Annotated in this window: 15 protein-coding genes; 10 read left to right on the forward strand and 5 right to left on the reverse strand. The window is 42.6% G+C overall.

Annotated elements, in window-relative coordinates; translation table 11 throughout:
- Positions 1-25 precede the first annotated feature (25 nt).
- Positions 26-655, reverse strand: a complete 630-nt coding sequence (locus FG28_RS11040; RefSeq protein ID WP_036382783.1) for a response regulator transcription factor — start codon at positions 653-655, stop codon at positions 26-28.
- Between the two features lie 158 nt (positions 656-813).
- Complete coding sequence (gene nadE / locus FG28_RS11045) at positions 814-1,605, reverse strand: NAD(+) synthase (RefSeq protein ID WP_036382785.1); 792 nt, start codon at positions 1,603-1,605, stop codon at positions 814-816.
- 66 nt (positions 1,606-1,671) lie between these two features.
- Here nadE and gldB point away from each other — a divergent pair, with 66 nt between their 5' ends.
- The 3 genes from gldB to FG28_RS11060 are packed head-to-tail and all read left to right on the forward strand — an operon-like array spanning position 1,672 to position 3,408.
- The gene (gldB, locus tag FG28_RS11050) at positions 1,672-2,661 is read left to right on the forward strand and encodes a gliding motility lipoprotein GldB (RefSeq protein WP_051947279.1); all 990 of its coding nucleotides are present in this window, start codon (positions 1,672-1,674) and stop codon (positions 2,659-2,661) included.
- Positions 2,661-2,999 carry a gliding motility protein GldC gene (gldC, locus tag FG28_RS11055; RefSeq protein ID WP_036382787.1) on the forward strand — a complete coding sequence of 113 codons (339 nt, stop codon included), beginning with the start codon at positions 2,661-2,663 and terminating at the stop codon, positions 2,997-2,999. Before gldB ends, gldC begins: the two co-directional genes overlap by 1 nt.
- Before the next feature lie 22 nt (positions 3,000-3,021).
- The gene (locus tag FG28_RS11060; RefSeq protein WP_036382790.1) at positions 3,022-3,408 is read left to right on the forward strand and encodes a hypothetical protein; all 387 of its coding nucleotides are present in this window, start codon (positions 3,022-3,024) and stop codon (positions 3,406-3,408) included.
- A gap of 134 nt (positions 3,409-3,542) precedes the next feature.
- Here FG28_RS11060 and FG28_RS11065 read toward each other — a convergent pair whose 3' ends face one another.
- From FG28_RS11065 to FG28_RS11075, 3 genes are all read right to left on the reverse strand, one after another.
- Complete coding sequence (locus FG28_RS11065; RefSeq protein WP_036382793.1) at positions 3,543-4,271, reverse strand: pirin family protein; 729 nt, start codon at positions 4,269-4,271, stop codon at positions 3,543-3,545.
- Positions 4,272-4,383: 112 nt separating this feature from the next.
- On the reverse strand, positions 4,384-4,995 hold the full coding sequence (gene yihA / locus FG28_RS11070) for a ribosome biogenesis GTP-binding protein YihA/YsxC (RefSeq protein ID WP_036382794.1): 612 nt from the start codon (positions 4,993-4,995) through the stop codon (positions 4,384-4,386).
- Between the two features lie 103 nt (positions 4,996-5,098).
- Positions 5,099-5,863, reverse strand: coding sequence for an alpha/beta fold hydrolase (locus FG28_RS11075; RefSeq protein ID WP_036382796.1), 765 nt, complete (start codon positions 5,861-5,863; stop codon positions 5,099-5,101).
- Between the two features lie 266 nt (positions 5,864-6,129).
- Here FG28_RS11075 and mraZ point away from each other — a divergent pair, with 266 nt between their 5' ends.
- Genes mraZ through murD form a run of 7 tightly spaced genes read left to right on the forward strand, consistent with a single transcriptional unit; the run spans position 6,130 to position 13,839 of the window.
- Positions 6,130-6,585: a division/cell wall cluster transcriptional repressor MraZ gene (gene mraZ, locus FG28_RS11080; RefSeq protein ID WP_036382798.1), complete on the forward strand. Its 456-nt coding sequence runs from the start codon at positions 6,130-6,132 to the stop codon at positions 6,583-6,585.
- Positions 6,578-7,480, forward strand: coding sequence for a 16S rRNA (cytosine(1402)-N(4))-methyltransferase RsmH (gene rsmH / locus FG28_RS11085; protein WP_036382801.1), 903 nt, complete (start codon positions 6,578-6,580; stop codon positions 7,478-7,480). The genes mraZ and rsmH overlap by 8 nt, the downstream gene beginning before the upstream one ends.
- A gap of 8 nt (positions 7,481-7,488) precedes the next feature.
- Positions 7,489-7,806 carry an FtsL-like putative cell division protein gene (locus FG28_RS11090; RefSeq protein ID WP_036382803.1) on the forward strand — a complete coding sequence of 106 codons (318 nt, stop codon included), beginning with the start codon at positions 7,489-7,491 and terminating at the stop codon, positions 7,804-7,806.
- The gene (locus FG28_RS11095; RefSeq protein ID WP_036382805.1) at positions 7,806-9,815 is read left to right on the forward strand and encodes a penicillin-binding protein; all 2,010 of its coding nucleotides are present in this window, start codon (positions 7,806-7,808) and stop codon (positions 9,813-9,815) included. Before FG28_RS11090 ends, FG28_RS11095 begins: the two co-directional genes overlap by 1 nt.
- On the forward strand, positions 9,812-11,275 hold the full coding sequence (locus FG28_RS11100) for a UDP-N-acetylmuramoyl-L-alanyl-D-glutamate--2,6-diaminopimelate ligase (RefSeq protein ID WP_036382807.1): 1,464 nt from the start codon (positions 9,812-9,814) through the stop codon (positions 11,273-11,275). Before FG28_RS11095 ends, FG28_RS11100 begins: the two co-directional genes overlap by 4 nt.
- An 8-nt stretch (positions 11,276-11,283) precedes the next feature.
- Entirely contained in the window at positions 11,284-12,504 is a 1,221-nt protein-coding gene (gene mraY / locus FG28_RS11105) for a phospho-N-acetylmuramoyl-pentapeptide-transferase (protein WP_036382810.1), read from the forward strand.
- A complete protein-coding gene (gene murD, locus FG28_RS11110; protein WP_036382812.1) occupies positions 12,505-13,839 on the forward strand; it encodes a UDP-N-acetylmuramoyl-L-alanine--D-glutamate ligase in 1,335 nt (444 codons plus the stop codon). It abuts the gene before it with no gap.
- Position 13,840: the final 1 nt, after the last annotated feature.

A 13,840-nucleotide genomic window follows, 5' to 3' on the forward strand; every position in this document is an offset into this window, starting at 1 on the left:
ACTCTAGTTAGTTTGGATTGGTTAATTAATAAAGTTCCAAAGCTTTGGCTTGCTGTAATAGGTCCACCAAATTATCAACGTTCAATTTCTTCATTAAACGCGCTTTATAGGTACTTACGGTTTTTTCGTTAAGGTTAAGCCCTTCGGCCACTTCCTTGTTTCGTTTTCCACTGGCCAATAATTTCAACACTTCAACCTCTCTGGAAGATAGTTTTCTAAAGAATCTTCTCGGTTTTTGTGTTCCTTCATCAAATGCCAAGCGTTGTGCCAGTTCATTGGTGATGAACATGTTCCCCTCGTTTACCTTTTTTACGGCGGAGATGATGTAATCCAAATCAGCGGTTTTTGAAAGGTAGCCAAATGCACCTGCTCTAATGGTGCTCAAAGCATACACGTCTTCTGATTGGCCGCTGTACATTAAGGTTTTAACATTTGGGAATTCCAGTTTCATCTTACGTAAAGTAGCAATTCCGTTGATTTCTGGAATATCCATTTCCAAGATAACAACGTCGGGAGCTACCTTATTTAATGCTTCGAATAATTCTGAGGTTGTGGAAACATCTGCAATGACTTCAATATCTGGGCTGGATTCGAGCACTTGTTTTATTCCAAGCCTGACAATGGGATGATTGTCAGCAATCAATACTTTTATCATTCGGTTTGAGTTTACTTATACTTGTTGGTTAGCTAATTACTTACGTAACATAGCAGGCAAGATAACAATTTGGTGACGTAAAACTGTAATTTTTTTCTTAAAACCCTATCTTTTCTATGGTTTTTTTCGTTTTAAACTGGGTTTTTTGGGTTAAAAGGTCATTTTAAGACACTTGGAATCTCACAAATGGGTATGGGAATCATCTTGTGTTTGTTGGCAGTATTGTACCTTTTATAAATAGCGAAAACTTCTTTTTCCCTATCGGAAAAATCATCCGTAATGGTCTTTCCCTCATCATCCATTTTCATGGCCCATTCTAACTCAGGATACGATGCCCCAATTTGATCTTCGTCCGTTCTGCTATCGCCCCAAAGCCCATCCGTGGGTGGTGCTTCCATAATATCTTGGTTTACGCCGAGCACCCTTCCCACTTCGTACACTTCGGTCTTTACCAAATCGGCAATAGGGCTAAGGTCAACCCCTCCATCACCATATTTGGTATAGAAGCCAATTCCAAAATCCTCGACTTTGTTTCCAGTTCCAGCAACCAAATACCCCTTTAAGGCCGCAAAATAGTATAGCGTGGTCATTCGCAATCTGGCACGGGTGTTTGCCAACGACATAAAGCGTTCCTCTTCCGTTTCAACCTTTGGAAAAGCAGCTACCAAACTATCGAACACTGGAGTGAGGTTTACATCTTGACGGGAAACATTGGGAAAATTTTCCATTAACCAATCGATATGCCTATCTGCACGGGTCACCTGGTCCTTGCCTTGGTGAATGGGCATTTCCACGCACAAAAGGTCCAGCCCGGTTTTAGCACAAAGGGTAGAGGTCACTGCAGAATCTATTCCTCCTGATACCCCAATGACAAAACCTTTGCAATGGGCATTGGTGGCATAGTCTTTTAACCAGTCTACAATGTAAGCGATTACCTTTTCTGTTTGCATATCGTACTTTTTAGATTCATTAAATTACCTTTGTGCCCTGTAAATTTAAACCCTGTTGTCTTAAAAATGAAGAGGTCGTTGAAATACTTTGTTCAAATTGGGATTTTTGCTTCCTTTTTTTTGATGATTCTTGTTTTGGATGGATGTAAGGAAACCGATAAAGCCGAGGAGGAAATTGCCAGGATCTCAGTGGATTTTCAAGTTTCACGGTTTGATCGCGAGTTTGCCAATGCATCAGCAAATGACATTCCCCAGTTAAAGAAAAAATACCCCTACCTCTTCCCGGAGCAGTTTCCAGACAGTATTTGGGTCAACAAATTATCCGACACAATTCAAATTGAATTGTCCGATGAAGTGAACAAGACCTTTGGTGATTTTAAAACTGAATCAGAAGCATTGGAATCCCTTTTTAAACACATCAAATATTATTTTCCAAGTTTTAAGGCACCGAAAGTGGTGACATTGACTTCAGATGTTCGCTATAATGACCGCATTATCCTTACGGATACATTGCTGCTGATCGGTCTGGACAACTATTTAGGTGAGGACCACCACTTTTATAAAGGTATCCAAAGATATATAGCGGCTGGTCTCGATAAAAAGTTCTTGACCTCGGATGTGGCCAGTGCATTTTCCAAAAAAGTGCTTACGTATCCACGAAACCGAACTTTTTTGTCGAGAATGGTGTATTATGGAAAAGAACTTTATTTAAAGGACAGGTTGCTCCCTTTCATTTCAGATGCGCAAAAAATTGGCTATTCCAATGAAGAACTTGAGTGGGCCAAGGCCAACGAAGAGCAAATGTGGCGTTATTTTGTAGAAAGCGAACTTTTGTACAGCACTGACTCGGCATTGGACCGAAAATTTTTAGACCCAGCACCCTTTTCCAAATTTGGACTGGAACTGGACAACGAATCACCCGGAAGATTGGGCAGGTACATGGGATGGCAAATTGTACGGGCCTTTATGGAAAGTAACACCATAAGTTTGCAGCAATTATTGGAGATGCCAGCAGATGAAATTTTAAAAGAATCTAATTACAAACCCAGAAAATAATGGCGATAACACATACTTCGGAAATTAAACTAACGGTAGGATTGGATGAAAACAGGGTTCCTGAAGAGTTGACCTGGTCTGCCCAGGATGGTGGTGTGGAAAATGAAGAGGCCAAGGCCATGTTGCTTTCGGTCTGGGACAGTAAGAACCGGGAATCTTTAAAAATAGATCTGTGGACCAAGGATATGCCCGTGGACGAAATGAAGATATTTTTTCATCAGACCCTCACCACCATGGCCGATACGTTTATGAAGGCCACCCAAGATGAGAAAATGACCGCCACCATGAAGGACTTTTGCGATTACTTTGCCGAAAAGCTGGAGTTGGACAAACTGTAGGTATAAATCCCAAATCGGGAAAATGAAAACAGAAAATATTCAAAAGCTCTTGTTTGTGTACAATGCCAATTCCGGTACCCGAAATGTCATTTGGGATAGTATGCACAAAGTCTTCAGTCCATCCACCTACGATTGTAACTTGTGTGATATTACATTCGGCCTAGTGACTGAAAACAAGATTTGGAAGAAATTCAGGGAGCAAAGCGACATAGCCATGTCATTTTTGCACAAAGATGAATTTACTAAAGCATATGCCAGTAAGTTTGGCCACAAGCACACCTTTCCGGTTGTGTTAATTGAAGATAATGACGAATTGGAGCTATTTATTTCCACCGAAGAGCTGAATGCAATGCAATCGTCCGAAGATTTAATTGATGTGATTCAGAAACGCATAAAAGGGGCTGTTTAAAGAGCTTGCCCCTTGTCAATTCGAGCGCAGTCGAGAATTCATAAGTGATAATTATTGGATAGGTTTCGACTGCGCTCAACCTGACGATGACCTGTTTTCATCACTTTTAAACGCCCTCGCGTGATCCAGAAGTTTTATCGTCCTATTTTTCCAAGACTCATGGGAACTTCCATCAGTAGAACCCTGCTGTCGGAAAGTGATTTTAAATCAAAGGAATCAGTTTCCCAGAGTCCAAAACCATCTCTTTTTTCCAGTTTTTGGCCATTGATTTCCACTTCACCCTCCAAAATAAAGGCATAAACACCGTTCCCTTCCTTTTTTAGGGTGTACGAGTCGGTGGAATCCGCATCAAAATTGCCCAGATGGAACCATGCATCTTGGTGAATCCACACCCCTTCATCTTCGGGGTTGGGAGAAAGCACTTGGTAAAACGCATTTTTCTTGGCGATATCCCTTATGGAAATTTGGTCGTATCGGGGTTCCACATTTCGTTCATTTGGGAATACCCAAATTTGAAGAAATTTCACGGCCTTGTCTGAATTTTTATTGTATTCACTGTGGGAAATGCCCGTTCCGGCACTCATCACCTGAACGTCGCCTTCTTTTATGGTAGCCACATTGCCCATGCTGTCCTTATGTTCCAAATCGCCCTCTAAAGGAATGGAGATAATTTCCATATTATCGTGCGGATGTGTGCCAAATCCCTTTCCAGGGGCCACTTGGTCATCGTTCAGTACACGCAAGACCCCAAAATGCATCCGTTCTGGGTTTTGGTATCCCGCAAAGCTAAAGGTATGATGGCTGTTCAACCATCCATGATTGGCATGGCCTCGGGTGTTCGCTTTATGCAAAACTGTTTTCATAATAACCTTGTTTTAAAGTTGAAAAAAGTCAACGAAGCGTTGTACTCTTGTAGATGGCATTTAAGTCGTAATTTCTTCTGATTTCTTACTTTTTTGGATGGCACTGTCCATGCTACTGATTCTTAAAAAAATCTTGGTTGATGGCATCAATATAGTCCAACAATTCTTCTCGACCCATCCGATTGGAGGATGAGGTGGTAAAATGTGGAGGAGCTTCCTCCCAAACGCTGTCCGTTAATTTTTTCAGATAGGCATTTGCTTGTTTTTCAATCACAGCAGGTTTTAATTTGTCAGCTTTGGTAAAGACGATGGCAAAAGGAATCTGATTCAGACCCAACCATTCCATAAATTCCAAATCCACAGGTTGGGGGTCGTGGCGTATATCCACCAAAACAAAACCGCAGACCAACTGCTTCCGTTTTTGGAAATACTCAGTGATATATTTCTGAAAAGTCTTCTTGTCCTTTTTGGAAACCCGTGCGTAACCGTACCCCGGTAAATCCACCAAAAACCAATTGTTGTTGATTTTAAAATGGTTGATGAGCTGCGTTTTCCCAGGCCGACCGGAAGTTTTGGCCAGACCTTTGCGTTCCATCAACATATTGATCAATGAAGATTTCCCCACATTGGATCGACCGATAAAGGCATATTCCGGTAAGGGTTCATTGGGGCATTTGGCCACGTTGGAGTTGCTCATTACGAACTCGGCGGAAGTAATCTTCATGCTATTTGACTAAATTTGGAAAGCAAGATACAAGAATCGGTACGAAAGAAAATAAAATCAAAGAGTCTTGGTTCTTTCTTTTGTTGGTCTTGTCTCTTTTACCTCAAAAGTTACGCTTTTTCAGCCAAGCTTCAAGAATGCGGTTAAAATCATTGGGATGCTCCATCATGGGGGCATGACCACATTTTTCAATCCAAAATAAGTCAGAATCCGGTAAAAGTTCATGGAATTCCTTCGCCACGTTTGGTGGGGTCACCGTATCATTTTCACCCCAAATTATGCAAGTTGGGGTTTTCATATGTGGTAAATCTTTGGACATATTGTGACGGATGGCACTTTTGGCAATGGCAAGTGTCTTTACCAACTTCATGCGGTCGTTCACAGTGGCAAACACCTCGTCCACAATTTCCTTGGTGGCCACTTCGGGATCGTAGAAAACATCTTGTGCCTTTTTTTTGATGAACTCATAGTCGCCACGTTTGGGATAACCATCGCCCATGGCACTTTCATAAAGTCCTGAACTCCCGGTAATCACCAGGGCCTTCACCATTTTCGGGAACATTTTGGTATGTAGCAGACCAATGTGCCCTCCGAGTGAATTTCCCAAAAGGATAACATCCTTCAGTCCTTTGAACTCAATAAACTCTTCCAGAAACTTGGCAAAGTTCTTAACCGTGGTCTTGAGCAGGGGCATATCATAAATGGGAAGTTCAGGAATCAATACCTGGTATCCCTTGGAAGGAAAGTATTCCGAAACCCCTTGAAAGTTGCTCAATCCACCCATGAGACCGTGCAAGATAATCATGGGGGTTCCCTCGCCCATTTCTATATATCGGTATTTGCCTTCCTCAATGATATGCTCTTCCATCAATAGTTAGTTGGTGCTAAGAGGGGCAAATATAGGAATTTCAAATCACACGGATTTCACGTTTTTTCCATCTATATCACAACTTTTTTCAGTACGCCAGAACATAAAGTATGGCACTTGTGAAATTCTGAAAGGCAGTTCTTAGGGTAAAATTCCCATTTTTGGCCGAAAAGTGGGGAATTTATTAACAAAAGTGTCTTTAAGTGGAGAAATGTGGAAATAAAATCTATATATTTGAGTTGTAATAAGTAACCAATTGATTTCTAGTGACCCATATCATAGGACAACATGATTGCAAAGCAGATTCCAAGGGAAGGGTTTTATTGCCCATTTCCTTGAAGAATCAGTTATTGCCTGTTTTAAAGGATGGGTTCGTGATCAAGCGGTCTGTTTTTCAGCAGTGTTTGGAGCTCTACCCGAAGCAACAATTTGATGTTCTCATGCAGAAGGTGATGAAGAAGAGCAAAATCAACCGAAAGTACGATGCCTTTGTTCGAAACTTTGTGGCAGGGATGAAAGAAGTCACAATCGATGGCGATTCCGGAAGGTTGCAGATACCCAAAAACCTTGTGGATTTTGCCGGAATTGAAAAAGAAGTGGTGCTCAATGCTGTTTTTGACAAGATAGAGATTTGGGACAAGGACAAGTATGAGAAAGTCTTGGCTGAGGGTGAGAAGGATTATGCCGATCTAGCGGAAGAGATTTTTGACGACGATGAATAGTTCGTATCACAATCCGGTGCTGTTGCAAGAATCGGTGGACGGATTGAATATAAAACCTAATGGAGTGTATGTGGATGCCACCTTTGGTGGCGGAGGGCACTCCACTGAAATATTGAAACGATTGGGCGAGGAAGGAAAATTGTTCGCATTTGATCAAGACGAGGATGCATTGCAAAATGCCCTAGATGACGAGCGATTTCAATTGATTAACCAAAACTTTCGATATCTCAAACAGTATTTAAAGTTCTATGGCATTCGGAAAGTTGATGGAATCCTGGCAGATTTTGGGGTTTCTTCCCATCAGTTTGATGAGGCAAGCCGCGGTTTCTCCACTCGCTTCAATGCGGATTTGGACATGCGGATGAACAGAAACGATGAATTGTCAGCTTTTGAAGTGGTCAATTCATATTCCCAAGAAGATTTAGCGTCGGTCTTGTTCCAGTACGGCGAGTTGCGAAATGCGAACGCCATGGCCAAGGTCATTGTGGAAGCCAGGTCACAGGTAACAATCAAAACCACGGACCAGCTCAAAACGGTTTTAGCTCGATTTCTGCCCAAGATGAAAGAGAACAAAATTTTGGCGCAGATCTACCAAGCGATCCGTATAGAGGTCAACCAAGAAATTGAAGTGCTCAAGGAGTTTTTGCTCCAGGTACCTGAGATTTTGGAAAAAGGTGGTCGATTGAGTCTGATTAGCTACCACTCATTGGAAGATCGATTGGTGAAACGGTTTATACGGGCTGGAAAATTTGAAGGGGAACCAGAAAAGGATTTTTATGGGAACATCAATGTTCCTTTAAAGAAAGTGGGCGGATTGATAGTGCCATCAGCAGAAGAAATAGCAAGGAACAACCGAGCGAGAAGTGCAAAACTCCGCATAGCGGAAAAGATATAGAAAACAAAATGAGAAAGGGATTACTGGACATTTTAAAAGGAAAGTTTTTGGTGAGCGGGGATGCTCCCAAGAACTGGATGTTTTTGTTGTATGCCTCTTTCTTGGCCGCTTTGATGATCTCCAGCAGCCACCGTGCCGATAAAAAAGTATTGGAAATCGCTGCTTTGAACGAAGAAGTGCGAAAGTTGCGCAGTGAGTTTGTGGAAGGTCGTTCCCGAGTACAACAATTAAAATTGGAATCCACTTTGCGCAAAGAAGTAGCGGAGCAAGGTCTGGTTCCTTCCGAGAATCCTCCAAGAAAAATCAAAGTAAAATCAGCAGAGTAGTGGCGATATCTGAAAAAAATATCATGAACAGACTGTACCTCGTAGCCGGGGGACTACTTGTTTTGGCCATTGCCGTGGTGGTGAAATTGGTGGATATACAAATGGTGAAGGGGGAGGAGTACAAGGAACTTGCCTTGAGCAAAACAGAGAAAATGTTCACCATTGAGCCTAATCGAGGTAACCTATATTCTGAGGATGGAAGTTTGTTGGCAGCCTCCGTACCTAAATATGAAATTCGGTTTGACGCCAAGACTGTTACTGAGGAAAACTTTCAAAAATATGTGGGCCCACTTTCTGATTCGTTGGGTCAATTATTTGACAAACCCTCATCGCATTACCGTCAATTGTTTCGTAAAGCGAGGGCGAACGGCAATCGCTACAAGTTGGTGGCCCGAAATGTGGATTACTTGGATTATGTCAAGATAAAGCAATTTCCACTTTTCAACTTGGGACCTTACAAAGGTGGGTTTATTGAAACGCACCGTGTGGTTCGTGAATATCCCTTGGGAAAAATGGCGGCAAGAAGCATTGGCTATGAGCGTGTGGATGAAAATGGCTATTACACCCGAGTCGGTCTGGATGGTGCTTTTGGAGAATCCTATTTGCGTGGGCATGAAGGCAAACGTTTAAAACAACGCATCGCCAAAGGGCAGTGGAAGCCCGTTGGATTGGACAATATAGTTGAACCGCAAGATGGATTGGATGTGGTTTCCACCATCGATATCAACATTCAAGATATTGCCCACCATGAACTTTTGGCCCAGTTGGAAAAATACAAGGCTGACCATGGTTGTGTAGTGGTCATGGAGACTAGAACAGGCGAAATCAAGGCCATTTCCAATTTGGGACGCACTTCCGAAGGGAAATATTACGAAAAGTTGAACTATGCCGTAGGTGAATCCCATGAGCCCGGTTCCACCTTCAAGTTGATGTCTTTGGTAGCAGCGTTGGAAGACAAAGTGGTGGACACCAGCACTGTCATCGACACGGAAAAAGGAAGATATCGCATTTACGATGGGGTTGTGAAGGATTCCAAATGGGGTGGTTATGGAAAAATTTCCGTTGCAAAAGCATTTGAGGTATCCTCGAACACTGCCTTTGCCAAAATTATCAATGAGAACTATAAGGAACAACCCGAAAAGTTTGTCAACCGCTTGATGAACATGGGGCTGCATAAAAAATTGGGATTGCCCATTATCGGCGAAGGTGACCCAGTGATTCGGTATCCTGGCGACAAAGGGTGGTCTGGAATCTCATTGGGATGGATGTCACACGGGTACGAAGTATCAATGACACCTTTGCAAACTTTGGCCTTTTACAATGCCATTGCCAATGATGGCGAATATGTAAAACCAAGATTGATCAAAGAGGTTCGTGAAGGAAACAATGTGGTCAAAAGATTTGACAGGCAGGTGTTGAATTCTTCCATCTGTTCCGAAGAGACCGTAAAAAAGGTACAACAACTGATGAAGGATGTGGTGGAGAAGGAACATGGAACCGGACACAAGCTCTACTCCAAAAACTTTTCCATGGCGGGCAAAACAGGGACGGCCCAAAAAAACTATGTGGAAAAAGACCCGGATAAGTTGGCTTATATCTCCACATTTGCGGGATACTTTCCGGCCGACAACCCTAAATATTCCTGTATCGTCATCATCCACGAACCCGACAAAAGTGTGGGGTATTACGGTGCGGATGTTTCCGGCCCCGTGTTTAAATCCATGGCTCAGAAAATCCATGCCATTTCACCTTTGGTGGACGAAGTGGAAGAGAAGGTCTATGACAAAAAGACCTTGGAAGAAGACTATCAGAGATACTATGCGCAAGTGCAGAAAAAATACGATACCGTCCCCGATGTAAAAGGAATGACCGGCATGGATGCGGTTTCCTTGCTCGAGAATTTGGGGCTGGAAGTTGAAGTGCATGGAAATGGAAAAGTAAAGAAACAGTCCATCGACAAAGGAACCGATCTTAAAAAAGTAAAAAAAATAGTACTGGAGCTTTCATGAAGTTATTGAAGGACATATTATATGGTGTAAGCCTTTCCGCGGTGAGCGGGGACACCAACGTTATGGTGAACCTTGTCCATTTCGATTCGCGAAAAATATCGATGGATGACGTTTTCGTTGCGGTCCGTGGCACCATTACCGATGGACATAAGTTCATTCAAAAAGCAGTGGATGCTGGTGCACGGGCTATCGTCTGTGAGGAATTGCCAGACTTAATGGTAGATGGGGTCACCTACCTCAAAGTACCCGATTGCAACAGTGCTTTAGCTATTATTGCTGCCAATTTCTATGATAATCCCTCCAAAAACCTAAAGTTGGTCGGGATTACGGGTACCAACGGGAAGACCACCGTAAGTACGCTTCTTTACAATCTATTTAAGAAAGCGGGTTATAAGGTTGGATTGCTTTCTACCATCAAAGTAATGGTGGATGATAAGGAATATCCCGCCAGCCATACCACGCCAGATGTTTTGACCATCAATGATTATTTGGTAAAAATGAATACTGCGGGTGTGGAGTTTTGCTTCATGGAGGTGAGTTCGCATGGCATCCATCAGAAAAGGTCCGAAGGATTGCATTTTGCTGGGGCCATCTTCACCAATTTGAGCCATGACCATTTAGATTATCACAAAACCTTTGCAGAATATCGGGATACCAAGAAAAAACTGTTCGACAGCCTTCCAAAGACGGCCTTCGCTTTGGTGAACATCGACGATAAAAATGGCTTGGTGATGTTGCAGAACACCAAGGCCAAAAAATATACGTATGCCCTAAAATCGTATGCAGATTACAGGGCCCAGATTTTGGAACGACAATTTAACGGTCAATTGTTGAAGTTGGATGATAACGAATTGTGGTCCAGATTAATTGGAGACTTCAATGCCTATAACCTGTTGGCCATCTATGCCACGGCGGATATCTTGGGATTGGAGAAGATTGAAATCTTACGGTTAATGAGTGAATTGGAGACCGTTGATGGACGGTTTCAATATTACATATCGAAAAAGAAAATAACGGCTATTGTTGATTATGCCCATACGCCGGATGCACTAAAAAATGTATTGATTACCATCAATGCATTGAGGACTGGAAATGAAAACGTCATCACCGTAGTGGGGTGTGGTGGTGACCGTGATAAGTCTAAGCGTCCGGTTATGGGTCATATCGCTTCCGAAATGAGCAACCAAGCCATTTTTACCTCAGACAACCCACGGACCGAATCACCTTCGGCCATTATCGAGGAAATGGAAGCTGGAGTGGAAGCCCAGAATGTCAAAAAAGTATTGTCCATAGAAAACCGAAGGCAAGCCATTAAAACGGCGTGCAAGTTGGCTGTTGCCAATGATATCATTTTGGTTGCGGGAAAAGGACATGAAACCTATCAGGAAACCAATGGGGTCCGGGTAGATTTTGACGATTTAAAAGAAGTAAAAGAGGCCTTGAACAGCCTAAATAAATAATGTAGTTCATGCTTTACTACTTGTTCGAATATTTGGAGAAACAATATCAACTGCCTGGAGCAGGACTTTTTCAGTTCCTAACCTTTAGGGCGGCCATGTCGGTATTGTTATCCCTGATGATAGCCATGGTCTACGGTAAACGAATCATTCTTTTTCTTCAGAAAAAACAAATTGGAGAGACCGTTCGCGATTTAGGACTGGAAGGGCAAAAACAAAAAGCAGGAACCCCTACCATGGGAGGTCTGATTATTATTTGGTCCACCTTGATTCCCGTTTTGCTGTTTGCAGATGTAGAGAACATTTATGTGATTCTTTTGGTCATCACCACCGTTTGGATGGGCATCATTGGATTCATCGATGATTATATTAAGATTTTCAAAAAAGATAAAAAGGGGCTGAAAGGTAGGTTCAAAGTGGCAGGTCAAGTGGTTTTAGGGCTGATAGTAGGGGCGACGCTCTATTTTCATCCAGAAGTGACCGTGAAAGAGAAGGACAGCACCCGAATAACCCAAAATTTTGAGGTGGAACGTGTATTTGGTGAAGAAACCAAGACCGTTCGTACCAACGTGCCCTTTTTTAAGAACAACCAATTGGACTACGCCGATTTTATTTCTTGGATGGGAGATGGTATGGTGGAGTATGCGTGGTTGATTTTTATTCCAGTGGTGATATTGATCGTGACCGCCGTCTCCAACGGGGCCAATTTAACTGATGGTATTGATGGCTTGGCGGCCGGTTCCTCGGCCATCATTGTGCTTACGCTGGGAATTTTTGCATGGGTTTCCGGTAACATTCAGTTTTCAGGTTACCTGGACATTTTCTATTTGCCCCGCGTGGAAGAGTTGGTGGTATTTATAGCAGCTTTTGCGGGTGCCTTGGTCGGGTTTTTATGGTACAATGCCTACCCAGCCCAAGTCTTTATGGGTGATACCGGTAGTTTAGCAATCGGTGGGGTTATTGCTGTGATTGCCATTATTGTCCGAAAGGAATTATTGATTCCCATTTTGTGTGGAATCTTCTTTGCCGAATCATTATCGGTAATGGTACAGGTGGGATATTTCAAGCATACCAAAAAGAAATACGGAGAGGGAAAACGCATATTCCTGATGGCGCCTTTGCACCATCATTATCAGAAAAAATCATATCACGAGAGCAAAATAGTGACCCGTTTTTGGATTATTGGAATTTTATTGGCAATCATCAGTATTGTCACCCTTAAAATCCGATAGATGGCGCGCTTGGTGATACTTGGCGGTGGAGAGAGTGGTGTGGGAACCGCCATTTTAGGAAAAAAGGAAGGATTTGAAGTCTTTGTTTCGGACAAAGGCGAGATCAAAGAAAAATATAAAGAAGTTCTTGAACATTTTGAGATTGAATGGGAGTCCGGTCAGCATACCGAGTCCAAAATTATGAATGCCGATGTGGTCATGAAAAGCCCTGGCATTCCGGATAAGGTACCGTTGGTAAAAGCGCTTGTTGAAAAAGGCATTCCAGTGATTTCTGAAATTGAGTTTGCATCAAAATACACGGATGCCACCTTGATTGGGATTACAGGAAGCAATGGCAAGACCACTACCACAATGCTCACCTATCATCTTTTAAAAGATGGGGGGTTGAACGTGGGCATGGCCGGAAACATTGGCGACAGCTATGCTAAAATGGTGGCGGAGCAGGATTTTGACCAGTACGTGTTGGAGATCAGCAGTTTTCAGTTGGATGGAATTGTGGACTTTAAACCCCACATCGCCATCCTGACCAATATCACGCCCGATCACTTGGATCGCTATGAGTACAAGTTTGAAAACTATATCGCATCCAAGTTTCGCATCACCATGAATCAGGATTCAACTGATTACCTAATCTATGATGCAGATGATGAAGTGATTCGGGAATGGTTGAAAGAGCACCCACTTCAATCCAAATTGATTCCATTTTCAGTAAAACAAAAACTGAAGGAAGGAGCTTGGTTGGAAGACAATAAAATAAAAATAGAATTAGAACATAAAACCTTGGAAATGAGTACAGATATTTTGGCCTTGGAAGGGCAACACAACGTAAAGAACACCATGGCAGCCAGTATGGCAGCGTTGTTGGTGAAGGTCAGGAAGGAGACGATCCGCCAGAGTATCCAGTCGTTTCAGGGGGTGCCCCATAGATTGGAGAAGGTGTTGAAGATCAATCATGTGGAGTACATCAACGACTCTAAAGCAACCAATGTAAATGCCACGTTTTATGCTTTGGATGGGATTAAAAAACCCATTGTTTGGATTGTTGGCGGTGTAGATAAAGGCAACAATTATGCAGAACTGATGCCTTTGGTTCGCGAAAAAGTAAAGGCTATCATCTGTCTAGGAATGGATAATTCAAAATTGGTAGATGCCTTTGGAAATGTCATTGATTTGATGGTGGAGACCTATTCTATGGAGGAAGCCGTAAAGGTGGCCTATAAGATTGCGGAGCGTGGTGATGCGGTTTTACTATCCCCGGCTTGTGCCAGCTTCGACCTTTTTCAAAACTATGAGGATAGAGGAGATCAATTTAAAGCAGCAGTAAAGAATCTATAAA

This window comes from Muricauda sp. MAR_2010_75 (genome assembly GCF_000745185.1).
Lineage (GTDB): Bacteria > Bacteroidota > Bacteroidia > Flavobacteriales > Flavobacteriaceae > Flagellimonas.